Annotated in this window: 22 protein-coding genes and 2 tRNA genes; 10 read left to right on the top strand and 14 right to left on the bottom strand. The window is 67.9% G+C overall.

The genetic code is table 11. The annotated features are described in order from the left end of the window. Positions 1–113: 113 nt before the first annotated feature. From B5E42_RS15205 to B5E42_RS15195, 3 genes are all read right to left on the bottom strand, one after another. Complete coding sequence (locus tag B5E42_RS15205; RefSeq protein ID WP_162614006.1) at positions 114–1,346, bottom strand: serine hydrolase domain-containing protein; 1,233 nt, start codon at positions 1,344–1,346, stop codon at positions 114–116. Between the two features lie 119 nt (positions 1,347–1,465). Next, positions 1,466–2,965 (bottom strand): hypothetical protein, encoded by a 1,500-nt coding sequence (locus B5E42_RS15200; RefSeq protein WP_087241138.1) that lies wholly within the window; start codon positions 2,963–2,965, stop codon positions 1,466–1,468. 4 nt (positions 2,966–2,969) lie between these two features. Continuing rightward, positions 2,970–4,025, bottom strand: coding sequence for a hypothetical protein (locus B5E42_RS15195; RefSeq protein ID WP_242967173.1), 1,056 nt, complete (start codon positions 4,023–4,025; stop codon positions 2,970–2,972). A 196-nt stretch (positions 4,026–4,221) separates the two neighbouring features. Between B5E42_RS15195 and B5E42_RS15190 the strand changes: the two genes are divergently transcribed. Genes B5E42_RS15190 through lepB form a run of 4 tightly spaced genes read left to right on the top strand, consistent with a single transcriptional unit; the run spans position 4,222 to position 9,021 of the window. Next, on the top strand, positions 4,222–5,004 hold the full coding sequence (locus B5E42_RS15190; protein WP_087241136.1) for a TIGR00282 family metallophosphoesterase: 783 nt from the start codon (positions 4,222–4,224) through the stop codon (positions 5,002–5,004). A 48-nt stretch (positions 5,005–5,052) separates the two neighbouring features. After that, complete coding sequence (locus B5E42_RS15185) at positions 5,053–6,129, top strand: DNA repair exonuclease (RefSeq protein ID WP_087241134.1); 1,077 nt, start codon at positions 5,053–5,055, stop codon at positions 6,127–6,129. After that, positions 6,126–8,360: an AAA family ATPase gene (locus B5E42_RS15180; RefSeq protein ID WP_087241132.1), complete on the top strand. Its 2,235-nt coding sequence runs from the start codon at positions 6,126–6,128 to the stop codon at positions 8,358–8,360. The genes B5E42_RS15185 and B5E42_RS15180 overlap by 4 nt, the downstream gene beginning before the upstream one ends. A 52-nt stretch (positions 8,361–8,412) precedes the next feature. Continuing rightward, the gene (gene lepB / locus B5E42_RS15175) at positions 8,413–9,021 is read left to right on the top strand and encodes a signal peptidase I (RefSeq protein ID WP_242967172.1); all 609 of its coding nucleotides are present in this window, start codon (positions 8,413–8,415) and stop codon (positions 9,019–9,021) included. A gap of 68 nt (positions 9,022–9,089) precedes the next feature. Here the strand turns inward: lepB and B5E42_RS15170 are convergent, their stop codons facing one another. From B5E42_RS15170 to B5E42_RS15150, 5 genes are all read right to left on the bottom strand, one after another. After that, entirely contained in the window at positions 9,090–9,431 is a 342-nt protein-coding gene (locus B5E42_RS15170; RefSeq protein WP_087241130.1) for a cupin domain-containing protein, read from the bottom strand. Positions 9,432–9,449: 18 nt separating this feature from the next. Beyond that, complete coding sequence (locus B5E42_RS15165) at positions 9,450–9,812, bottom strand: DUF6483 family protein (RefSeq protein ID WP_087241128.1); 363 nt, start codon at positions 9,810–9,812, stop codon at positions 9,450–9,452. A 12-nt stretch (positions 9,813–9,824) separates the two neighbouring features. Then, positions 9,825–10,448, bottom strand: a complete 624-nt coding sequence (locus B5E42_RS15160; protein ID WP_087241126.1) for a LexA family transcriptional regulator — start codon at positions 10,446–10,448, stop codon at positions 9,825–9,827. Positions 10,449–10,688: 240 nt separating this feature from the next. Continuing rightward, a tRNA-Tyr gene (locus tag B5E42_RS15155) sits at positions 10,689–10,773 on the bottom strand. A gap of 131 nt (positions 10,774–10,904) precedes the next feature. Then, positions 10,905–10,980, bottom strand: a tRNA-Thr gene (locus B5E42_RS15150). Positions 10,981–11,245: 265 nt separating this feature from the next. Here B5E42_RS15150 and B5E42_RS15145 point away from each other — a divergent pair. From B5E42_RS15145 to ftsH, 5 genes are all read left to right on the top strand, one after another. Next, on the top strand, positions 11,246–11,476 hold the full coding sequence (locus B5E42_RS15145; RefSeq protein ID WP_087241124.1) for a hypothetical protein: 231 nt from the start codon (positions 11,246–11,248) through the stop codon (positions 11,474–11,476). Beyond that, complete coding sequence (locus B5E42_RS15140) at positions 11,457–11,774, top strand: sigma-70 family RNA polymerase sigma factor (protein ID WP_242967167.1); 318 nt, start codon at positions 11,457–11,459, stop codon at positions 11,772–11,774. The genes B5E42_RS15145 and B5E42_RS15140 overlap by 20 nt, the downstream gene beginning before the upstream one ends. Before the next feature lie 117 nt (positions 11,775–11,891). Continuing rightward, a complete protein-coding gene (rpoN, locus tag B5E42_RS15135; RefSeq protein ID WP_087241122.1) occupies positions 11,892–13,265 on the top strand; it encodes an RNA polymerase factor sigma-54 in 1,374 nt (457 codons plus the stop codon). Between the two features lie 74 nt (positions 13,266–13,339). Next, positions 13,340–13,999 carry an HAD family hydrolase gene (locus B5E42_RS15130; RefSeq protein WP_087241120.1) on the top strand — a complete coding sequence of 220 codons (660 nt, stop codon included), beginning with the start codon at positions 13,340–13,342 and terminating at the stop codon, positions 13,997–13,999. A gap of 163 nt (positions 14,000–14,162) precedes the next feature. Next, positions 14,163–16,040, top strand: coding sequence for an ATP-dependent zinc metalloprotease FtsH (gene ftsH / locus B5E42_RS15125; protein ID WP_087241119.1), 1,878 nt, complete (start codon positions 14,163–14,165; stop codon positions 16,038–16,040). A gap of 62 nt (positions 16,041–16,102) precedes the next feature. On the opposite strand, the gene B5E42_RS15120 is transcribed toward ftsH, so the two are convergent. From B5E42_RS15120 to B5E42_RS15095, 6 genes are all read right to left on the bottom strand, one after another. Next, a complete protein-coding gene (locus B5E42_RS15120) occupies positions 16,103–16,576 on the bottom strand; it encodes a hypothetical protein (RefSeq protein ID WP_087241117.1) in 474 nt (157 codons plus the stop codon). 31 nt (positions 16,577–16,607) lie between these two features. Continuing rightward, positions 16,608–17,579, bottom strand: coding sequence for an MBL fold metallo-hydrolase (locus tag B5E42_RS15115; RefSeq protein WP_087241115.1), 972 nt, complete (start codon positions 17,577–17,579; stop codon positions 16,608–16,610). A 160-nt stretch (positions 17,580–17,739) separates the two neighbouring features. Next, a complete protein-coding gene (locus B5E42_RS15110; RefSeq protein ID WP_087241113.1) occupies positions 17,740–19,857 on the bottom strand; it encodes an S-layer homology domain-containing protein in 2,118 nt (705 codons plus the stop codon). Between the two features lie 187 nt (positions 19,858–20,044). After that, on the bottom strand, positions 20,045–20,965 hold the full coding sequence (locus B5E42_RS15105) for a pseudouridine-5'-phosphate glycosidase (protein ID WP_087241111.1): 921 nt from the start codon (positions 20,963–20,965) through the stop codon (positions 20,045–20,047). 54 nt (positions 20,966–21,019) lie between these two features. Beyond that, positions 21,020–21,550, bottom strand: coding sequence for a YgjV family protein (locus B5E42_RS15100; protein ID WP_087241109.1), 531 nt, complete (start codon positions 21,548–21,550; stop codon positions 21,020–21,022). Then, the gene (locus tag B5E42_RS15095; protein ID WP_087241107.1) at positions 21,547–22,665 is read right to left on the bottom strand and encodes a PfkB family carbohydrate kinase; all 1,119 of its coding nucleotides are present in this window, start codon (positions 22,663–22,665) and stop codon (positions 21,547–21,549) included. The genes B5E42_RS15100 and B5E42_RS15095 overlap by 4 nt, the downstream gene beginning before the upstream one ends. Before the next feature lie 244 nt (positions 22,666–22,909). On the opposite strand from B5E42_RS15095, the gene B5E42_RS15090 reads away from it, so the two are divergent. Continuing rightward, positions 22,910–23,578, top strand: a complete 669-nt coding sequence (locus tag B5E42_RS15090; protein ID WP_162614005.1) for a hypothetical protein — start codon at positions 22,910–22,912, stop codon at positions 23,576–23,578. The last annotated feature ends 32 nt before the right edge of the window (positions 23,579–23,610 follow it).

Raw genomic sequence — 23,610 nt, 5'->3', positions numbered from 1 at the left:
GACGCCCGCCCCTCCGCCGTGGGCGGAGGGGCGGGCGTCTCCGCCGGGGCGGCGGGGGCGCACCCCGCCAGCATAAGCAGGGCCAGACAGAGGCCCGTCCAGGTTTTTTTCAATCAGGTATCCTCCTCCACGGCGGCATAGACCGCCTGGGCAATTTCGCCGCATATCGCGTAGATGCCGTGCTCGTCCACCACGCCGTCGGCCCCGGAGGTGAGCACCACCACCCCGTCGCCGGTGTCCGGGTCATAGGAGAGCAGGGCATACTGGCCATAGGCCGAGCCGGTGTGGTAGTACAGCCCGTCCCGGCCGTACAGCTCCTCCTGGTACCGCAGGGGGCGGCACTGGAGGAAGGTGGAGCGGCCGTCGGACACGGGGGTGTCCAGGGGCGTCTCCATCCAGACCACCGACTCCGGGGAGAGCAGAACCTGCCCCTCATATGCCCCGTCGTTGGCCAGCACGGCCGCCAGCTTGGCCAGATCCCCGGCGCTGCACGTGAAGCCCCCGTCGAAGAAGTTGCCCTTGTGGCCGGGGGCGTAGTCCAGGGTGTAGCTCCGCTGCTCCGACGTGGAGCGGGCCAGGGAGCCGCCGTAGTAGTACAGGGTGGCCAGCAGATCGGTGTTGTCCACGCTGCCCCCCTCAAAGGCGGCGTCGATGCCCAGGGGATCCAGCAGACCCTCCGCCAGCACGTAGTCCAGGGAGGTGTCCGCCGCCAGCTCCAGGGTCATGCCCAGCACGGCGAAGCCGTAGTTGTTGTAGGCCCAGCCGGCGGGATCGCCGGGCTCCACCGCGCGGTAGCCGCTGCCGGAGATGCGGCTGCGGGCGCCGGAGTAGGTGCGGGCGGACAGGCTGTCGCTGGCGGCCAGGGACGAGGTGTGGGTGAGCAGGGTGTCGATGGTCACCGGCGTGTCCGGATACCAGGGGTTGACGGAGGTGGTGTCCCACCAGGTGCCGATGGGCTCGTCCAGGGTGACGGTGCCGTCCTCGGAGAGCAGCATGGCGCACATGCCCACCACCACCTTGGTCAGGGAGGCCACCCGCAGCTTGTGGTCGGTGGTCATGGGGTCGCTGTTCAGGGTGGCCCAGCCCCAGGCGGCCTGGGCGGTGACGGTGCCGTCCTCAATCACCGCCGCCTGGACGCTCACCGCCCCGTGGTGCTCCGCCGCCGCCTCCACGAAGGCGGCCAGCTCCCCGTCCGTCAGGGCGGCTTGGGGTTGGCGTAGGCTCCGGCGTCTGGGTGGGCGTGGGGTCGGAGTGGGGACGGCAGGGCGGTCTCCGGCACAGCGGCCTCCGCCGGAGCGGGCGTGTCCCGCCGCACCCCGCCAGCAGCAGGGCCAGGGCCAGCACACAGGCAAACACGCTTCGTTTCAAGGAAAATCGACCTCTTTCTCTCTGTTTTCCCCTATTGTAGCACAGTTCGACCTCTCGGTGGATGGAAAACCACAGGAAATTTCCGCTTTTGTGCCATTTACTTGAGCTCCACACACAGCTCCCCGGCCTGGTCGAGCACCGGGATGGCCTCCTCCAGCGTGTCCAGTCCCGCCAGGGGCAGCTCTCCCCACCAGTCCCAGGGGACAAAGGCCAGAGGGTAGGGCTCGCCCTCCGGCGGCACGGCCACCACCAGGAGGGGGTTGGCATCCAGCCCATAGGCCCGGAGCTGGCTGTCCACATACATGCCCCCGGCCAGCAGCTGGGCGGCATCCTCCGGCGGTTCGGTGCGGAAGGCGGATTTGACCCAATAGACCTCCAGCGCGCTGCCGTCCGCAAAGCCGGTCCATCCGTCCTCCCTGGCGAACTCCACAATGTCCCAGCTGGTATAGCGGCCATCCCAGGCCGAGGCGCACACCCGGTCCAGATGGGCGGCGATGGCGTCCTGATAGGGGGCGTAGGAGGCCGGGTCGGCCAGCAGATCGTCCGGCGTGTCCATGCTGGTGCGAAGGAGCTGGTAGAGGGCCTCGTTCTCCAGGTGGAGCCGTCCGCCGGGCAGGTTGGCCCCGCCGAACACCTCCACCACGTTCTCCTCCAGTCCCGCCTGCAGATAGAGGGCGTCGTCTCCGGAATAAGTTTCCTGATCCTTGGGGGCCAGGTAGCAGTCCAGCGTCCACACCACGTCGGTGGCCGAACCGTTCAGGGTGAGGCTGTCGTGGTCGATGGGGTGCTCCGCCGCCTGGCGGAGCAGCTCGGCCAGCTCCTCCGCCGAGGGGGGCTCGTTGGAGCCGTACCAGCTCACATACCCGATGTCCTCCGCCGTCAGGTTAGCCAGCCGCTCCAGCAGGGCCTGGTCGGCGGTGTTCCTGTGGGCGCGGATGTGCCAGTTTTCCCCGTCCTTCTGCAGGGTCAGCTCGGCCCGATGGCCGTTCGCCCAGGGCTCCGACCACAGCAGGGCGGTACCGGCGGCCTCGTCCACCTGGCCTCCGGCGCACACGAACATACCGGGGCCGAAGTCACTGGTGAAGGTGTACCAGGCGTCGTAGTCCTCCAGATAGGGAACGCCAGAGGTGTCGGCCAGGCCGGCGGAGGTGATGCCGGCGTACCGCTCCAGGGCCGCATCCACCGAGGCGCGGGTGATGCGGTGGATGGGCACGGAGCCCGGCGAGATGCCCCAGGGATAGCCGGGCAGGGCGGCCAGCGCGGCGGCCTCCGCCTCATCCCCGGCGCTCAGGGTACCGTCGTCCGGGAAGTACTGGAGGAAGGCGGCAAAGTCCAGCCGGGTCACGTCATCATAATAACTGGTGAAAAAGCCGCTCACCGGGGTGGCAATGGTGACGCCGTTCTCCTCCGTCCAGGAGGCAAAGGCCTCGTTGACCGCCGCCACCTCCTCCTGGGTCAGCGCGCGGGCGGGCTCTGATGCCGGGCTGGTCTCCGGCGGCGGGGTGGTGTCCACAGGGGCCGGGGCCTCCGGCCCGCAGGCGGTCAGGAGCACCGCCAGAGTCAGGGCGGCCAGCAGGGAAAACATACGCTTTTTCATCCGCTCAGTCCCTCCCGTCCATGTCCGGATTCTGCTCCCGGAAGATGATTCGGAAGCTGGGGATATTGTCGTAGCCCAGGTTGGAGGTCTCCACCGTGAAGCGGTAGGCCCGCTCCGTGAGGACGGCGGACACCACCACGTCCTCCCCCTCCTCCTGAATGGTCACATCGGTGAGGAAGTGGCTGTCCCGGCCCAGAGAGCCCGCCGGGAAGGAGCAGGGGTAGAGGTTCTCCGGGTAGCCCATGGCGGCCAGATCCCCGTTCAGCGCGGAGCCGGTAGTCCCGCTCTCCAGGCTGGTGTTGTAGAGCCGCAGGGTGAACCGCCGGGTGTCCGGGTCATAGCTGGTCTCCAGGCTTGGGGTGGTGGTGGCCGCCGGGAAGAAGGACTGGAACCGCTCCAGGCTGTCCCCGTTAGGGATAAAGGAGAAGGAGAGCCCGTCGGCGTCGATGCGGGCGTCGTAGAGTTGCTCCCAGCGGTCGCTTGCAGCGGGCCCATCCCCGTCCCAGTACCCCAGATAGAGGGGCTCCGCCGGATCCAGCCAGGCGGTCTCGTGTGTGGTCTCGGTCTCTGTCCAATTGCTGTCGATCACGCCGTCCTGATCCCCCAGCACCCGGACCGTATAGGTCTCCGGCAGGCCCTTCCAGGGGACGACAGCGCTCTGTCCGGTGGTGGTGCACCTCACCTGCCCCGCGGCGATGATCTCATAGGCTTCAAACTGGTCCATGGCGGTGAGCTGTACCCGCCGGCCGGTGGCGCCGAACACCCAGTCCAGCATGGAGGTGTCCGGGTCGCTGGCGTAGCCGTACTCCACCAGGAAATCCCCCTCGTAGGGGGTCAGCTTCCGCACCTCATACCCCTCCTGGCCGTAGAAGGCGCGGATGCTCTCCTCCGTGACGGGGAGCGCCAGGAAGGAATCGCCCGCGGCCTGGTTCTCCGTCTGGGCCGGGGTGGTCTCCGGCGGCGGGGTGGTCTGGACGGGGGCCGGGGCCTCCGGAGCGCAGGCGGCCAGGAGCGCCGCCAGAGTCAGGGCGGACAGGCCGGTAAAAAGCAGCTTTTTCATAGAGAATATCCTCCTTTTGTCCTACTATGATAACACCCGCGGCGGGAAATTGGGTTACAGGGGCGGTTCCAATCCGGTTACAGGCAATGACAGCGGGTTACAGGGCCGCTTTGCAAAAAACGGTTTGCCCTTTTGCGGGAAATCACATATAATATAACTTGTTTGTTGTTTTGTTTGTGACAGAGGGAGGAGCACTATGATACTGAACGTACTGGCCGTGGGCGACGTGGTGGGGGATTCCGGGGTGGAATACCTGGGCCGCCACCTGCGGGAGCTGAAAAAGCTCAAGGACGTCCACTTCACCGTGGTCAACGGGGAGAACGCCTCCGGCGTGGGCATTCTGCCCCGGCAGGCCCGTGAGATCTTCGACGCCGGGGCCGACGTGGTCACCCTGGGCAACCACACCTGGAACCGCATCCAGATCGCCGACTTCCTGGAGAGCGACCGCTACACCCTCCGTCCCGCCAACTACACCAGCCGGGTGCCCGGCCGGGGCTGGGGCGTGTACGACGGCCCCAGGGGGGTGCGCATCGGGGTGATCAACCTCATCGGCCGGTGCGAGATGGACAGCAACTTTGAAAACCCCTTCACCACCGCCGACCGGGTGCTCAAGCGCATGGAGGGCACCGACGTGGTGCTGGTGGACTTCCATGCCGAGGCCACCAGCGAGAAGGGGGCCATGGGCTGGTACCTGGACGGCCGGGCCCACGCCGTCTGGGGCACCCACACCCACGTGCCCACCGCCGACTGCCAGGTGCTCCCCAAGGGGCTTGGCTTCGTCACCGACCTGGGCATGACCGGCCCGTCCCAGAGCGTGCTGGGCATCCGGCCGGAGCAGGCCATCAACCGCTTTCTGGGCGGCCTGCCTCGGCGGTTTGAGCCCGCCCCCGGCCCCTGCAAGCTGGAGAGCGTGCTCTTCTCCATCGACGTGGACGCGGGCAGGTGCCTGTCCGTGGAGCGGGTGGACATCCGCGATTAAACGGCGGACGGGCCGCCTACGTCCCACCGCAGAAAGGAATCTGAAACCATGCTGACCATCATCCACGGGGCGGACTTCCATCTGGACGCCCCTTTCGCGGCCCTGCCGGCGGACAAGGCCAGGGAGCGCCGGGGGGAGCAGCGGGAGCTGCTGAACCGCCTGGCCGACCTGGTGGAGGCGCGGCGGGCCGACCTGGTGCTCCTGTCCGGCGATCTGCTGGACGGCGGGGAGACCTACCAGGAGACGGTGCAGGCCCTGGCCCGGTGCCTGGGCGCCCTCCCCTGCCCGGTGTTCATCGCGCCGGGCAACCACGACTACTACGACGCCCGCTCGGTGTACGCCGGGACGGCCTGGCCGGACAACGTCCACATCTTTTCCACCGTGGCGGTGGAGTCGGTGGAGCTGCCCGGCCTCAGCTGCGTGGTGCACGGGGCGGCCTTCACCACGCCCCAGGCCGACCGCTCCCCGCTGATGGGCTTTTCCGCCCCCCGGGACGGGAACACCCACCTGATGGTGCTCCACGGGGATGTGGAAAACCGGAGCCGCTACGGCCCCATCACCCTGGCCGACATCGCCGCCAGCAATCTCACCTACCTGGCCCTGGGCCACGTCCACGCCTGCTCCGGACTGCAAAGGGCGGGGGATACATTCTGGGCCTACCCCGGCTGCCCCGAGGGGCGGGGCTTTGACGAGACGGGGGACAAGGGCGTGCTGGCCGTGACCGTGGACGACGGGGGCGCGGTGTCCGCCGAGTTTGTCCCCCTGGCCGGGCGGCGGTATGAGATTCTGACGGTGGACGTCACCGGGGCGGAGAGCCCGGCGGCGGCCCTGGAGGCCGCCCTGCCCGCCGCCCCCACCGGCGACTGCTGCCGCATCGTGCTCACCGGCGAGCGGGACACACCTCCGGAAATCGCCGCTCTCACCGCCCTGGCGGAGCCGTATTACTACAGCGTCACCCTCCGGGATCACACCCGCCAGCGGCGGGAGCTGTGGGCCCGCTCGGGGGAGGACAGCCTCACCGGCCTGTTCCTGCGCACCCTGAAAAGCGGGCAGCCGGAGGGGCTGGAGCTGGCCGCCCAATTCGGCCTGGCGGCCCTGGAAAACGGGGAGGATCCCTGCCCATGAGAATCGTACGTATGAAAGCCTCCTTCGGCGGGCTCCGAAACCGGGAGCTGGCGCTGGGGGAGGGGCTGAACATCATAGAGGCCCCCAACGAGGGGGGCAAGTCCACCTGGTCGGCCTTCCTGCGCGCCATGCTCTACGGCGTCAACACCAAGGAGCGGGACAGGCAGGGGTACATCGCGGAGAAGAACCGCTACCAGCCCTGGGGCGGCGGGCCCATGGAGGGGAGCGTGGAGCTGATCTGGCAGGGCCAGTCCATCACCCTCCGGCGCTCCGCCAAGGGGAGCACCCCCTTCGGCCAGTTTGAGGCGGTGTACACCGACACCCAGGAGCCGGTGCCCGGCCTCACCGGGGCCAACGCCGGGGAGGTGCTCACCGGCGTGCCGAGAGAGGTCTTTGAGCGCTCCGCCTTTGTGGGCCAGGGGGGCGCGGCCATCGACGGCGCCCCCGCCCTGGAGGCCCGCATCGCCGCCCTGGCCTCCAGCGGGGAGGAGGACGTGTCCTACTCCCAGGTGGAGCGCCGCCTGCGGGACTGGGTCAACCGGAGAAAGCACAACAAGACCGGCCTGATCCCCAGGCTGGAGGGCGAGCTGGCGGAGATCGACGCCGCCCTGGCCCGGCAGGCCAAGGCCTTCCGGCTCTCCCAGGAGGCCAAAAGAGAGATCGACCGGCTCCAGGCCGAGCACAGGCTGCTGGAGGCCGAGCGGGACGCCCATCTGGCCCGGGCCATGGCCCAGCGCCGGGAGCGGTGGGAGGCGGCCCAGGCCGCCCTGGCCCAGGCCCAGGGGCAGGTGGACAATCTGGAGGCTGAGCACACCCGCCACGGCCCGCCGCCGGATCGGGACACCCTGAAAAAGGCCCAGGAGGAGCTCAACGCCCTCAACGCCCTCCACACCAGCCGCAGGCTGACGGAGAGCCAGCTGGAGGAGGCCCGCGCCGCCGAGGCAGAGGCCGAAGCGGCGGCGGAAGACCCCCTGTTCCCCGAGCTGACCCCCGACCAGGCCTGGCAGCAGGCCAGCGAAGACGCCGAGGCGGCGGAGCGGACGCCCCGCACCGGCGGCCTGTACGCCGGGGGCGGCATCCTGCTGGCGGCGGGAGCCGGGGCCCTGGTGCTGGGAATTGCCGGCGTGCTGCCCGCCCTGTGGATGGGGCTGGCCCTGTGCGGCGTGGGTCTGGCGGCGGGAGCCGCCCTGCTGGCCGCCGCCGGAACCGCCAAAAAGCGGGCGGCCGCGGCGGCCGCGGAGATTCTGGCCCGCTATGAGGCGGAGACCCCCCAGGACATTCTGGGCCGGGCCAATTCCTACCGGGAATCCCGGGTAGTGGCGGAGCAGGCCGCCAAAAAGCGGGAGGAGCTGGAGCGCACCCTGTCGGAGCTGAACCAGCGGGACGAGGCCACCCGCTCCAGGCTGCTGGAGCTGGTGCACCCCTTCGCCCCCGGCGTGACCGACTCCTTCGGCGTGTCCGCCGCTCTCTCCCGGGCGCTGAATCTGGACGAGAAGCTGTCCACCGCCCGGGTGCGCCTGGAGGGGGCCAAAAAGCTGGCCGACAGCCTGCCCCGGCCGGAGGACACCGCCGCCGACCCCGGGGTGGAGCCCCGGTTCGACCCCGCCGAGACGGCGGCAAGGCTCACCGCCGCGGAGGGGGAGCTCTCCCGCCTGCGGGGCGGCCTGGCCATGGCCCAGGGGGAGCTGAATACCCTGGGGGCGCCGGAGGAGTTCCGCGCCCGGCGGGAGGCCGTCACGGAGGAGCTGGAGCGCCGCCGGGCGGAGTACGACGCCATCGCCGCCGCCCTGGCCGCCCTGGAGGGGGCCCACGGCCAGCTCCAGGCCCGGTTCTCCCCGGCCCTCAACCGCCGGGCCGGGGAGCTGCTCTCCCGGCTCACCGGCGGCAAGTACGACAAGGTGGCCCTGACCCAGCAGTTTGAGGCCCTGGCGGAGGAGCACGACGGCCTGACGCCCCGGCGGGCGCTGGCCCTGTCCCAGGGCACCGCCGACCAGCTCTATCTGGCGGTGCGCCTGGCGGTGTGCGGGCTGGTGCTGCCCGGGGACGACCCCTGTCCCCTGGTGCTGGACGACGCCCTGGCCAACTTTGACGACGGCCGCTGCGCCCTGGCCCTGGCGCTGCTGGAGGAGCTGGGGAGGGAGCGGCAGATTCTCCTGTTCACCTGCCACACCCGGGAGGCCGCCCTGCTGGCGGAACATCCGGGCGTGTCCATCCAGACCTTGCAATCGTGAGCGGATCAGGGTATAATACCCTTAACTTTGTATGTGCATGGAGCTGATACCATTGGCAAAAAGCAAAAAAACGGACGAAAAGGAGAAGGAGGAGCTGTCCAGCGAGGACTCCTTCAAGATGGATCTCTTCTTCTGGCTCCAGGCCCTGGTGGCCGCCCTCATCACCCTGATTCTCCTCTTCACCTTTGTGGGGCGCATCATCGGCGTGGACGGGGACTCCATGTACCCCACCCTCCACAACGGAGATCTGCTCCTCCTCCAGAGCGTGGGCTATGAGCCCAAACAGGGGGACGTGGTGGTGCTTACCAAGGAGTTTGACGCCTCCGACGGCCCCATCGTCAAGCGGGTGATCGCCGTGGGGGGGCAGACGGTGGACATCGACTACGAGGCGGGCACCGTCTCGGTGGACGGCCAGGTGCTGGACGAGCCCTATATCAACCCCGAGGAGATCATGGCGCCCCCGTCCAACTACGAGCACGCCACCCATGTGGAGGTGCCGGAGGGCTCCATCTTCGTCATGGGCGACAACCGCAACCACTCCTCCGACAGCCGGGACGTGACCCTGGGCGCGGTGGATGAGCGGTATGTGCTGGGGCGGGCACTGTGGATCATCCTGCCCTTCGACCACTTCGGCGCCATTCCCGACGGGACGGAGGGCTGAACCCGGACACAGGCAGAAAAACGGCGGCGCGCATCTGTGATGCGCGCCGCCGTTTTGTTGTCCCCTTCTCAGCCGCCGTCCCCGTGCCGGGGCACCACGGCGAAAAAGATCAGATCCTCGCCGCCGTCGTTGACCAGGGAGTGGGTGTGCCCCTCCGGACAGTAGTGGCAGCCGCCGGGGGCCAGGGCCTCCTCTCCCCCGTCGTACAGGGCCTTCCCCGTGCCGGAGAGGATATAGACAATCTCGCTGCTCCCCTGGTGGGGGTGCAGGCCGATGGAGGCCCCCGGCTCCAGCCGGCCCCTCATGATGCGGTTGTTCCCGTCCACAAACATGCGGGCGTAGGTGGTCTTTTCCCCGTCCCGGAAGCGGGGGATGGCGGTCTCCTCCATGGCCTCAAAGTCCAGCTTCATGACAAAATCCTCCTCTTCTCACAGCAGGGAGACGCCGAACTGCGCCGCCAGGTTCCGCAGGCCGTCCTGCACCTCATCCCGGGCGAAGCCCCCCTGCTCCAGCTGTTCGTCGCTGAGATCGTTGAGGCGGCTGTAGAAATCCACCGCCAGCTCCAGATAGCGCCTGTCCTCCGGCTCCGCCCGCTGGTAGAGCAGGTCCTCCGCCCCGCCGATGTCCCCGGCGTTGACCTTCTCCAGCAGGGTGCGGTAGAGCTCGTCAATCTCCGCGTCCTCCGCCGCCCCGGTGGGGGTGTAGGCCGTATCCTCCTTCTGAAACACCAGATAGGCGATGGAGCGGGCCAGGGCCTCCACCTGGCGCATCATCCAGTCCTCGGTCAGCATGGCTTTCCCTCCTTATAAATTGCGCACCAGGCGCACCGCCACGCCCACAATGCGGGCCGCGCCGGTCTCAAAATCCCGCAGGGGGACGAGCCTGGGCTCATAGGCCGGGTTCTCCGGCTGGAGGATCACCATGCCCCGCTGCACCCGGAATCGCTTGAGGGTGGCGTCCTCCCCGTCCACCAGGCAGGCCACGATCTGGCCGTTCTCCGCCGTATCCTGCCGCCGGATGAGCACCAGATCCCCCGGACGGATGCCGGCGTTGACCATGCTGTCCCCCGTCACCCGCAGGTAAAAGTGATCCTCCGGCCCGGACACGTCGGCGGCGGCCCAGCCCTCCGCCTGCTGCCGGGCGGCCATGGGCAGGCCCGCCCGGATGGTGCCCAGCACCGGCACCATCCCGCCGCCGGCCGGCGACGGGGTGCGGGGCACGTCATAGCCCTGAAGCCACAGGGGATCCACCCCCAGGGCCCGGGCAATGGCGGCGGCGGTGCCGATTTTGGGCTCCCGCCGGCCCAGCACATAGCGGTTCAGGGTCTGGGGATTGCGCCCCAGCAGGGTTCCCAGCTGTTCATAGCTCAGCCCCCGCTCCTCCATCAGGCCCCGCAGGCGGGCGCCGAAGGTACTCTCCTGCTCCATGCCGCCGTCCCTCCTGTCCCATACTTTGGGCTATCCTATCACATTTCATCACCAATTGCAATATAAATTCAGAAAAATCTCTTGACTATTATCTCCGTTTGGTGTTATGATAGCCAAGCAATCGAACAAATGTTCTATTTCGTTCCCCGTTTATCACCGTTTGGGGATGCCGGCGCGTTTCCAAGAACCGCCTTTCGAATCCACAATAAAAAACGCCCCACCTGCTGGCGGGACGTTTGTTGGTGGAGGAGGGTGGATTCGAACCACCGAAGCGAATCGCAACAGATTTACAGTCTGCCCCCTTTGGCCACTCGGGAACTCCTCCATATTCAGTTTGTGCCCCGTCATCCAAATCGAAGCCCAGCACAGCGGGTTCGATTTGGAGAGGAGGTGCAGCGGATGGATCGAGCTTTCGTGCCTGCACGGAAGCGAGTGATCCGAAGCCTGCACCGACGATGGAGCTGGTGGACGGACTCGAACCCCCGACCGGTTGATTACAAATCAACTGCTCTACCAACTGAGCTACACCAGCAGACCAGCTCGTCCACAGCGTATGTTATTTTACCAAGCGTGAGGTGATTTGTCAAGTAGAAGTTTTTGTTTTTTTACACTTTTTTGCGAGGGGGCGGAGAGGATTCGACGGCGGATCTGGCTCCGGCCCCTGCGGGACAGCCAGCGGCTGCCCCCGCGGGGCTGGTGCCGCCGGTGCCGGGGGGAGCTCTACGGCGGGGAGGCGGGGCTGTGCCCCGCCTGCCGCGCCCTGACAGCCGGCGGAGATGGAGAGGAGGATACAACCGATGACACTGATGGAGCTTTCCGTGCAGTACCGCGCCAATGCCGCGGCGCTGCGGGAGCGGGCGCTGGCGCTGGAGGGCCGGCGGCGGAGTGAGCCGGAGCAGGCCGGCCGCCTGCTGGACAGCCGCATCCAGCAGCTGCGCGCCATGTGGCGGGAGGCCAGGGATCTGGCCGTCCTGTGCGAGCACTACTATGAGAGGGGGTATCGCCGCAATGCCCGGTATACGCTATAGGCGGGGCGGCGCCTATGCCGCCGACATGGCCCGCTATGCCCAGGCCATGGCCGGGGACAACTCCGAGCAGCTCAGCATCGTCAAGCGCAATCTGGTTCGGGCTCTGCAGGAGGACGTGACCCCCCGGCAGCGGGAGGTGCTGCTGCTCTACTACGGCCAGCGGCTCAACACCCGGGAGATCGGGGAGAAGCTGGGGGTGAGCCGCTCCACCGTGGCCCGCACCATCAAGCGGGGGGAGGCCCGGCTGCGCCGCTGCCTGCGCTACGGCGCGGGGGCTTTTCTCAGCCCCGGCAATTAGCGCCGGCGCATTTTCTACATCCCCGGGCCCGTTCTTGTGTTGAAATAAGGGCCCATTCCATGATATACTGTCTCCCGTACGAAATTCCCCGTTTTTTCGCAAAGGGAGGCCAGCACATTGGAACTCAATCTCTCTCAGAAGCAGACGCAGACCCTGTCGCCCCAGATGATGCAGTCCATGGAAATCCTGCAGATGGGCTCCCAGGAGCTTCTGGAATACATCGAGGAGGCGGTACAGGAGAACCCGGTGCTGGAGCCGGAGGAGTCCTACGACAAGCAGGACGAGTTTTCCACCCTGCAGCGCAAGCTGGAGTGGCTGGAGTCCACCGACCCCCAGAACCGGTACTACCACCAGCAGGACACCGAGGAGGAGGACAACCCCCTGAAAAATTACGGCACGGTGGAGGACGACGACGAAAACCTTTACTATTATGTCCTCTCCCAGCTGAAGGTGCTGGAGCTGGCGCCGGAGGTGATGGACGCCGGGATCTTCCTGGTGGAGAGTCTGAACCAGAACGGCTGGCTGGACGAGCCCCTGGACGCCCTGGCCGCCGACTGCGGCTGCCCGCCGGAGACCATGGAGAAGGCCCTGGAGGTGGTGCAGTCCCTGGAGCCCGCCGGCGTGGGGGCCCGGAGCCTGTCTGAGTGCCTCAAGCTTCAGCTGGTGCGCCGCCAGCCGGTGAACCAGCTGGCGGTGACCATTGCGGAGCATTACCTGGACGCCCTGTCCAAGAACCGCTACGGCCTGATCGCCCGGGAGCTGAAGGCCAGCCAGGAGGAGGTGCGGACGGCCTGTGATCTGATCCGCTCCCTCAACCCCCGGCCGGGCACCGGCTTTGCCGCCCGGGAAAACCTGACCTACATCAACCCGGACATCATCGTGGTCAGCTTCCAGGATCACTTTGAGCTGCTCACCAACGACTACTACTTCCCCACCCTGAACATCAGCGGGTATTACACCCGCCTGCTCAAGGAGAGCGACGACGAGCAGGTGAAGGACTACCTGACCGGCAAGGTGCGCCAGGCCAAATGGATGGTCAAGGCCATCGAGCAGCGCCGCTCCACCCTCATGTCCTGCGCCGAGTGCATTCTGGAGCTGCAGGAGGACTTCTTCCGCAAGGGGCCGGGCCACCTGGTGCCCCTGTCCCTGGCCGACGTGGCCCAGCGCATCGGCGTCCACGAGTCCACGGTGAGCCGGGCGGTGAAGGACAAGTACATCCAGTGCTCCATGGGGGTGTATCCCCTGAGCTACTTCTTCTCCCGCAGCCTGGGCGCCTCCGGCGCCGGCGGGGAGGAGGCCGCCTCCCCCGACGCGGCCAAGGCCCTGCTGAAAAAGCTCATCGCCGGGGAGGACAAGAAAAAGCCCCTGTCCGACCAGAAGCTCTGCGAGCTCATGGCCGCCCAGGGCTGCACCCTCTCCCGGCGCACCGTGGCCAAGTACCGGGACGAGCTGCACATTCCCAGCACCGCCGGGCGGAAGCTCTACGAATAAATCGCGTCTCATCCAGGCGGCCGGGCCGCCTGGATGAGGCATATTCAGCCCCCGTGTGCGGAGGAGGATACACAATGGACTACAAAGCTGTATTTTTTGATTTCGACTACACCCTGGGCGACGCCACCGAGGCCATCGTGGCCGGGTTTCAGTACGCCTTTGCCAAAATGGGCCTGCCCGAGCCGGAGCGGGAGGCGGTGCGCCGCACCATCGGCATGATGCTGGAGGACGAGTACACCGTCCTCACCGGCGACAGCGGCCCGGAAAACCGCGCCCGCTTCCGGAAGCTGTACACCGAGAAGGCCGGCCCCCTCCAGGTGGAGAGCACCCGGCTCTTCCCCGGCGCGGCGGAGCTGCTCACCGCCCTGCACCGACAGGGCATCCCCGCAGGCATCGTCAGCACCAAAAAGACCGGCACCCTCCAGGACGTGCTGGAGGCCCGGGGCGTGGCCCACCTGCTCACCTCCATCGTGGGGGGCGACCAGGTGTCCGCCCCCAAGCCGGATCCCCAGGGGCTGCTGGCCTCCGTGAACGCCCTGGGCCTGGCTCCGGAGGAGGTGCTCTTCTGCGGGGACACCACCATCGACGGGAAGACCGCCCGCCGTGCGGGCACTCACTTCTGCGCGGTGCTCAACGGAACCACCGGCGCGGAGGAGTTCCTGGCCGCCCGGGTGCCCTGCGACCACATGGCCGACTCCCTGTGGGATCTCAAGCAGTGGCTGGGCCTCAACTGAATCACAGTACAGGACGGGCGGCCCCGCTGGGGCCGCCCGTTTTTCTGCCCGGGACTGTGAACATTGTGTAAAATGCGGAGCGGATGCGTTGACTTTTCCGGGGCGCGCTCTTATCATATGGTTAGCACACGAAATAATAATTCGCACTTCGGAGGAAATCCATATGAAAGAGATCAAAGACAGCGACGTGAAGCCTTCACCCCCGAAAAAGCCACTGTTTTTCTACTATCTGGTGGCCCTGATCGTGCTGATGCTCCTCAACGTGTTCCTGTTCCCCTCCATGCTGGAGCGGCAGGTGTATGAGGTGCCGTACAGCCAGTTTTTGGACATGGTGGACGACGGCCGGGTGACCCAGGTGGCCCTGGACGAGACCAACCGGGAGATCGTGTTCCTGGCCACGGATGAGAGCGGCAGCGAGGCCGTCTATCAAACGGGGATCTGGCCCGACGACGGACAGCGGCTGCTCAGTCAGCTGCGGGAAAACGAGGACATCCAGTTTACCGCTGAAATCCCCACCCAGGCCAACCCCATCCTCTCTGTCCTGGTGAGCTGGATTCTGCCCATCTTTATCTTTATCCTCCTGGGCGAGCTGCTCTCCCGCTGGATGATGAAGAAGATGGGCGGCCTGCCCGGGGGCATGGGCAATGCCATGACCTTCGGCAAGGCCAACGCCAAGGTCTACGTGGAGGAGGCCTCCACCGGCGTGTCCTTTGCCGACGTGGCCGGCCAGGACGAGGCCAAGGAGGCCCTGATGGAGGTGGTGGACTTCCTCCACGAGCCGGAGAAGTACGCCGCCATCGGCGCCAAGCTGCCCAAGGGCGTGCTGCTGGTGGGCCCGCCGGGCACCGGCAAAACCCTGCTGGCCAAGGCCGTGGCCGGGGAGGCAAAGGTGCCCTTCTTCTCCATCTCCGGCTCGGAGTTTGTGGAGATGTTCGTGGGTATGGGGGCCGCCAAGGTCAGGGATCTGTTCAAGCAGGCCAATGAGAAGGCCCCCTGCATCGTGTTCATCGACGAGATCGACGCCATCGGCAAGAAGCGGGACACCGGCGGCTACGGCGGCAACGACGAGCGGGAGCAGACCCTGAACCAGCTGCTGGCCGAGATGGACGGCTTCGACTCCAGCAAGGGCGTGGTGCTCCTGGCTGCCACCAACCGGCCGGAGACCCTGGATCCCGCCCTGCTGCGGCCCGGCCGGTTTGACCGCCGGGTGCCGGTGGAGCTGCCCGATCTCCAGGGCCGCATCGCCATCCTGAAAGTCCACGGCAGGGACGTGCACATCGACGGGGATGTGGACTGGGGCGCCATCGCCCGGGCCACCGCCGGCGCCTCCGGCGCGGAGCTGGCCAACATCATCAACGAGGGCGCCCTCCGGGCCGTCCGCCAGGGGCGGAAGACCGTCACCCAGGCGGATCTGGAGGAGAGCGTGGAGACCGTCATCGCCGGCGCCCAGCGGAAGAACGCCGTCATCTCCCCGGAGGAGAAGAAGATCGTGGCCTACCACGAGGTGGGCCACGCCCTGGTGGCCGCCCTCCAGACCCACTCCGCCCCGGTGACCAAGATCACCATCGTCCCCCGCACCTCCGGCGCCCTGGGCTACACCATGCAGGTGGACTCCGGCGAGCACAACCTGATGAGCCGCACCGAGCTGCTCAACAAGCTCGCCACCCTCACCGGCGGCCGCTCCGCCGAGGAGCTGATCTTCGGCGCGGACAACATGACCACCGGCGCCTCCAACGACATCGAGCAGGCCACCAAGCTGGCCCGGGCCATGATCACCCGCTACGGCATGACCGAGCAGTTCGACATGGTGGCCCTGGAGACCGTCACCAACCAGTACCTGGGCGGCGACACCTCCCTGGCCTGCTCCGCCGACACCGCCGCGGAGATCGACCGGCAGGTGGTGGCCACCGTCAAGACCGCCCACCAGAAGGCCCTGGCCCTGCTGCGGGAGAATGAGGACAAGCTCCACGCCCTGGCCGGGTACCTCCTGGAGAAGGAGACCATCACCGGCGAGGAGTTCATGGAGCGCCTGAACCAGTAACGGCGCAGAACGCACACGCCCCCGCGCCCGGCTCATGCCGGACGCGGGGGCGTTCCTGTCTCTCAATGGCGGGTGAGGGCCCTCCACAGCTTCTTCTGATTGGGCATCATCCGCCGGGGCGGGGTGCGCTTTTTGTACCGCTCCGCCACCTCCGCCCGGCACCCGTCCGTGAGGAGGCCCACCAGGGGGACGGCGTACCCCTCAAAGGCCAGCAGGGTGAACTCCGTTCTCTGGTCGGCGGGCTTGGGATAAAAAAGCATCTGCTCCAGGGCCCGGACGGCATAGCCGTCCGCCTCCTCCGGCGCCAGACCGGGCAGCAAAGCCGCCAGGGCCTCCACCCAGCCGCCCAGCACCTGGGCAAAGGCGTCCACCAGCTGATTGACCCGGGGATTTCCATCCCCCCGCAGATAGTTGCTGAACAGCTCCATCATGCCGGTGCTGCGGGCCTCCTCCAGGCCCTCCACGAAGCGGGCATAGCCGCGGCGCATGTCCTCCAGCACCTGCTCCGGCGTCTCATAGGTCTCCCGAACTTCCATCGGCCGCTCTCCTCCTGTGTCAGAAATCTGTTCACAGCGCCCGGTAATGCCACACCGCCCCGTCCCAGTCCCGGGCGGTGAGCCCCCGCAGGCGCAGGTAGTCCAGGTGGGCCATGCACTCCCCCACCGCGAACCACTTCTGGGCCAGGGGGAAGTCCTCCCAGCTGCTGGCCCGGATGCGCCAGCGCATCCGCCCGGCGGCCTGGTAGGCGGTGAGTCCCGGCTCCTTCCGGAGGATGGCGCGCAGCTCCTCCAGGCGGCGGGCGTGGTGCTCCAGCAGGGCGTCCACCCGGGGGGCCAGCTCCCCCCGGCCCCGGTGTCCGGGCAGGGCCAGCCGGACGGGCAGATCCCGCACGGCGCGCAGGCTGTCCAGATAGCTGCCCAGGGCGTCCTCCATCTCCAGCCAGGAGGTGATGTTGGGGGAGATGTCAAAGAGGACGTGGTCGCCGGTGAAGAGGATGCCCTCCGCCTCGTCCCAGAAGCACATCTGACCCGGCGTGTGGCCGGGCACGGGGATGCACCGCAGCCGGCGGGCGCCCGCCTCCACCACGGCGCCCGGCTCCAGGGTGCGGTAGCGGTCGGTAAATCCGGGGGCCAGGGCCCGGGCGGGGTTGGCCGTGTTCTGGGCCAGCAGCTCCGCCGGGAAGCCCTCGGCGCGGAACCGCTCGTCCCGCCGGGCCCAGTGGGCGTCGTCCGCGTGCTCCAGGTAGTCCCGGTCAGGGCCGCTGGCGTAGATCCACCCGGTGTCCCCCACCACCTCCGGCGCCAGGCCGGCGTGGTCGGAGTGGAGGTGAGTGAGCACCACATCCACGTCCCGCCGGTTCACCCCCAGCTCGTCCAGGCCGGCAAGGAGGGCCTGGCGGCACGCCTCCTGCCGGAAACCGGTGTCGATCAAAACCGCGCGCTCCCCGCCGGTGAGCAGATAGCTGTTCAGCTCCCGCAGCGGGTTGCCCGGCAGGGGCACCGGGATGCGGTACAGTCCCTCTGAAATTCGCTCTGCCATGTCAGCCTGGCTCCTTTCCTGTTGGATCCCATCTTACCAGCCCGGGCGGGTTTCCGTCAAGAAAAAATGCCGGATTTCCCCTCTCCGGCGCGGAAACCGCGCAAAACGGCGCCCCGCAGTCAGGGACTGCGGGGCGCCGTGTATTGCTCCTTCTTCCGGGTTACCGGGCTTGATTGGCCTCCACATAGAGGGCAAATGCCTCCAGGGCCTCGGCGGCCTCTTCCCGGGTGATGGTATCGCCGGGGAGGAAGCGGCCGCTCCCATCCGCGGTCAGGGTGCCGGTGCGGAGGCAGAACTCCACCGCGGGCCGGGCCCAGGCGGCCACGTCGGCCGCGTCGGCCAGCTCCGCCGCGGCGGGGCCGTCCTCGGGGGCGGACAGCTCCAGGGAGCGGGCATAGTTGTAGAGCATCACCGCGGCCTGCTCCCGGGTGACGGCCTGGGTGGGCAGAAGCCGGCCCTTGCCGTCGCCGCTGACCACGCCGGTCTCGGCGGCCCACACCGCCGCGCTGCTGTCGCCCACGTCGATGAAGGCGGCGGAGGCGCCGGGCTGGGGACTGCCGGCCAGCTCATAGAGCATGGTGATGAACTCCAGGCGGTTCAGCGGGCCGCCCACCGAGCCGGCATACACGGCCCAGCTGCCCAGCTGCATGGGCACCAGCCGGTTCAGCTCCGAGGCGCAGGCGGCCAGCACCGCGGCGGGCGTGCCGCCCTGGGCGGCAAACCGCTCGTCCAGATCGGAGCGCCACACCACCTTCCCCTCCGGGAAGTCGGGGTCGTCCAGACGGCGGGCGGACACCACCACCGTGAGCACCTGGTCGTCCTCCACCGGCTCACCGTCCAGGGTGAGGCCGTCCACCCGCTCCCCCGCCGGGGCGCCCAGATAGAGGGTGTAGTCCAGGCCGTAGAGGGTATCGGCGGTCTCGCCGCCGGAGATGGAGCCGTCCTCCTCCGCCGTGTAGGACTCCGCGCAGATGTCCAGCCACGCCTTCAGCTGGGCGCCGGTGAGCTCCACCGCCGCCAGGGGCGTCGGGTCGGACAGCAGGGCGGCGCAGCCGTCCAGGGAGAGGACGGCCGTGTTCGCCCCCTCCTCGAAGAGGGCGGCCGCGTCGGTATCCCCCAGGCTGCGGGGGCAGAGCAGGGCGCCGTCGGCCCCGGTGGCCCACAGCATGGAGGCCGCGGCCAGGGTCGCCGTGGGGGTGGGGCCGTACTGGGGCTCAGTCTCGCCGATCCAGTCGCCGGTCAGGACGGCCACCCGCTCGCCGGCCTGTTTCTCCGCCTTCTCCAGCTCGTCGGCCACCTGACCGGCCAGCGTGTCGTCGGGCGCATAGTCCTCCAGGGAGAGGAGGGTGCTCTCCCCCACCTCCGGCGTGCCGGCGGCGGAGAAGGTGACGGTGGTGCGGGTCAGGTCGGTGCCGCCGCCGCTGACCAGGGACACGTTCTCCCCCGCGGCGTTCTGAACCGTATCCGCGTAGGCGGAGCCGTGGCCGCCCACCACCAGGTCAATGCCGGTGGTCTGGGCCGCAAAGTCCGCCGCCACATCCCGGTCGGCGTGGCAGACCACCACCACCAGGTCGCAGTTCTCCCCCTCCAGCTTTTCCTGCCAGTACTCCGTCCACTCCCAGACGTAGCTGTTCTCCGTGTTGTCCCCGTGGGCAAAGTCCACGCCCTCGCAGTAGGAGGCGGGCAGCCGCTCCGCCCCGTCGATGGCCCCCAGGCCCAGCACGCCCACGCGCACCGCCCGGCCGCCCACCTCTGCGGTGAGGACGGCATAGCCCTCGGCGGCCGGCTCCTGGCTCTCCCCGTCCAGATAGTTGCCGGAGAGAACCCGGACGGGGGCGGTCTCCTCCTCAGCCGTGAGGGCGTCAAAGAACCCGTCCCGGGCGTCGGGGCCCAGGCGGAACTCATTCAGGCCGGGCACCAGCACGTCGTAGCCGATGGCGCGCAGGGCCAGGGCCTCGGCCTCCCCGCCGTCCTGGAGCAGGCTGTTGTCCACCGCGTCGCCGCTGTCCAGCAGCAGGGCGGCGTCCACCTGCTCCCGCTCTTGTTCCATGGCGGAGGCCACGTTCTGATAGCCCGCCGCCACCCGCTCACCGGTCAGGGGATCCTGACGGTACACCCGGCCGGCCATGTCGCCGGTGGTGTAGATGGCCAGGACAGGGCCCCGGGCCTCCGTCTCCCCGGAGGGCTCCGCCGCGGCCGCGGCCACAGGCGCGGCCAGCAGGGCCGCGCTCAGCAGCGCCGCCCAAACAAGTTTGAGAAAATGCCGCTTCCGCGCCATTCAAATCGCCTCATTTCTCCCAGAATGGGAAAGATATTCTCGTGGGCATTATAACGCCGCAGGCTCCCGAACGCAACGGATGGCGCCGCAATGTTAAGAAAAAGAAACATAGCGGGCAGAATCTTCCGCGAAAAAAGTCCTCCAGGCCCGAAAACGGGCCCGGAGGACGCGGCACAGCGGGGAGGTATTACAGCTTGGACAGCTCGCAGGCGGTCTGGGCGGCCAGGCGGGCGTTGTTGAACACCAGCTGGATGTTGGAGTCCAGGCTGTCGCCGCCGGTGAGCTCCTTCACCTTGGCCAGCAGGAAGGGGGTGGTGGCCTTGCCGTGGATGCCCTGGGCGTTGGCGGCGGCAATGGCCTCGTCGATGGCGCGGTTGATCACCTCGTGATCCATGGAGAACTCCTCGGGGATGGGGTTGGTCACCAGCATGCCGCCCTTGAGGCCCAGCTCCTGAGAGGCGTGGAAGATGGACGCCAGCTCGGCGGGGGTGTCCACCTGGTAGTCCACCTCGAAGCCGCTCTTGCGGGTGTAGAAGGCGGGCAGCTCCTTGGTGCCGTAGCCCAGCACGGGCACGCCGTGGGTCTCCAGGTACTCCAGGGTCAGGCCCAGATCCAGGATGGACTTGGCGCCGGCGCACACCACCATGACGGGGGTGTTGGCCAGCTCCTCCAGGTCGGCGGAGATGTCCATGGTGGTCTCCGCGCCCCGGTGGACGCCGCCGATGCCGCCGGTGGCGAAGATCTGGATGCCCGCCATGTGGGCGATCATCATGGTGGTGGTGACGGTGGTGGCGCCGTCGGCCTTGCGGGCGCACAGCACCGCCAGATCCCGGCGGCTGGCTTTGGTGACGGCCTGGCCCTGCTTGCCCAGGTACTCGATCTCCTCCTTGGTGCAGCCGGCCTTCAGGCGGCCGCCCAGGATGGCGATGGTGGCGGGCACCGCGCCGTTGTCCCGAATGATCTGCTCCACCTTGAGGGCGGTCTCCACATTCTGGGGATAGGGCATGCCGTGGGAGATGATGGTGGACTCCAGGGCCACCACGGGCTTGCCGGCAGCGACGGCCTGGGCCACCTCGGGGGCCACGTCCAGATACTTGTTGAGATCCATAATCGTTTACCTCCAGTTATCAGACTGATATGATATACAGTGTGGAATGGAATTTCAGGATTCCCGGCGGGTGCGGGCCAGGCCGGGGCGGATGTCGAAGCGCCAGACCGCCAGCACGAAGGAGCAGAAGGCGGCCACCTCGATGGCGGCGCTGGTGTAGGAGCCGGCGATGAGGTTGTAGAGGAACACCGGCGGGGAGTTGAGGAGGAACAGCAGCCGGGTCAGGCGCATGTTCCGGCTCCACAGGGCCACGGTGGTGAGCATCATGGCCAACCCCAGCAGCAGGCAGTAGGGCCCGTCCCAGGTCAGCAGGGGGGACACCCCGTAGCACACCAGGAAGAGCACCAGCCACCACCGGCTGGAGGCCCAGGGCCGGTCGTTGAAGGCGCACACCGTCCCACGGGCCAGGCCCAGCAGGTTGATGAGCACCCCCGTCCACGCCCCCAGCAGGCTGTACTGGACGATCCACAGCACACAGCAGAGCAGCTGGAGCAGGAGGATCTTCTTCCGGCTGCCGGTCTGGACGGAGGTGAAGGAGATCAGGGATCCCACCAGCCCCAGCACTTGTGCCAGCCAGAAGCTCACGTGGCGCTCCCTCCCGTCTCCGCCCCGCCGGCCCCGGGGAAGCCCGCCCGCCGACGGAGCAGCTCCGCGCTCATGGACGGGTTGATGGTCTCAGAACTCTCCATGGCGATGGCGCCGGCGGCCATGGCCGCCCTGGCGGTGCCCGCCAGATCGGTGCCCTCCAGGTAGGCCCAGGCGATGGCGGCCATGCCCGCGTCGCCGCAGCCGGTGGTGTTCACCATGGTGCCGGGGCAGCAGGGCACGTGGAGCCGCTCGTTGTGGTCGGCGGCGTAGATGCCGTCGCCCCCCAGGCTGATGAACACCCGCCGCAGGCCGGTGGAGAGCAGAACGTCCGCGGCCCTGTCCAGGCTGGCCTGGTCGGTGATGGCCACGCCGGAGAGCAGCTCCGCCTCCAGCCGATTGGGCTTGAGGGTGTGGAGCTTCCCCAGCACGGGGCGCAGCTTCTCCGCCTTGGCGGTGGACACCGGGTCGGCGAAGATGGGCAGGCGGATATTCTCCGCCAGCCAGGCGATGGACTGAGCCGGGATGTTGGTGTCCACCACGATGAGCTGGGCGTTCTGGAGCAGCCGGGCCCGGCCGGAGAGAAAGGCGGGGGTCACGTGGTCGTAGATGTCCATGTCGCTGACCGCCAGGGCCATGTCACCGTGCTCGTCGGCGATGAACAGATAGGTGGAGGTGGCCCCGCCGGGCACCGTCAGGCAGTGGGAGATGTCGATGCCCAGCTCCCCGCAGGAGGCGGCGATGCGCTGGGCGTTCATGTCGTCGCCGAAGGCGGTGAGCATGCGCACGTCCACCCCCAGCAGGGCCATGTTGTGGGCGATGTTCCGCCCCACGCCCCCCAGGCTCATGCGCACCTGGCCGGGGTTGGAGTCGGCTCCCACCAGCTTCCCGTGGGGCCGGCCGCCGATGTCCATGTTGACGCCGCCAACCACCACCGCGTAGGGAGATGTGCGGACGATGTAGCCCTTGCCGGCGATGTGGCCCTGCTTCATCAGGTTGGAGATGTGCACCGCCACCGACGAGCGGGTGATGCCCGCCTTGTCTGCCAGCTCCTGCTGGGAGATCAGGGGGTTCTCCTCAATCCACCGGAGAATCTGCCGTTCCCGCTGGGTCATGGCCTCGCCTCCTAAACAAATCTTTATGCTGTAATCATATGCTTATCCCCCTCCTCTGTCAAGAGGAACCTGTGCATTTTCGGAACTTTTTTGCGTCCTCCTCGTCCAACAGGGTAAAGGAGGGATTTTCCATGAGAAAAAGCCTGTTGGTTCTGGCGCTGGCGCTCCTGCTGGCCGGGTGCTCCGCCGCCCCGGCGGGGGAGACGCTTACTCCGCCGCCGAGAGCCTTTCCCAGGAGGAACCTGTGGCCGTGGCTCGCTGCCGGGTGGTGGACGGCGCGGGGACGAACACTCTGGTGCTGGCCGGGCTGGACGGCGGCGCGGGGGATGTGTACACCCTGGGCACGGCGGAGCTGGCCGTGGAGGGGGAGCTGGCCGACGGCGCCGTGGTGGAGGTGCGCTTTGACGGCGCCGTCATGGAAAGCTATCCGGCCCAATTCAGCGGCGTCACCGGCGTGCGGGTGACGGAGCAGCCGGTGGATGACCGCTGCGGCCTCTACCTCCAGGTGCTGGAGGATCTGTGGGAGGTGGATCCCGGCCTCAACACGGATTTGGAGGAGCTGGGGGTGGACTTCTCCGGCCTCACCGACCTGACCGAGAGCGAGAAGTCGGCCCTGGCCTGGGTGTTCGGCAATGCCCACGGCCTCATGCCCATCACCGGCACCCTGGAGGAGCTCTGGCAGGCGGGCTGCCTCACCCCCATGACGGAATCGGCGGAGGGATACGAGGACAGCGTGGCCCTCTACCGCTGGGAGAACGGCTGCCTCTTCTCCCTGACCGGCAGCGCGGAGGAGGGCTTTACCGCCCGGAAGTGGGCCTCCGGCCTGGGGGCCTATGTCTTCTCCGACTGCACCGCCGTCCAGGATGCCGACGGCACCTGGAGCTATACGATAGGGGCCGAGGCCATCTCCTGACCGCCGCCGGAGCGCCAAAAACCCGCGAAGGG

The sequence above is a fragment of the Flavonifractor sp. An10 genome, assembly GCF_002161215.1.
GTDB lineage: Bacteria > Bacillota > Clostridia > Oscillospirales > Oscillospiraceae > Flavonifractor > Flavonifractor avistercoris.
This window is presented reverse-complemented; position numbering and strand designations above follow the sequence as displayed.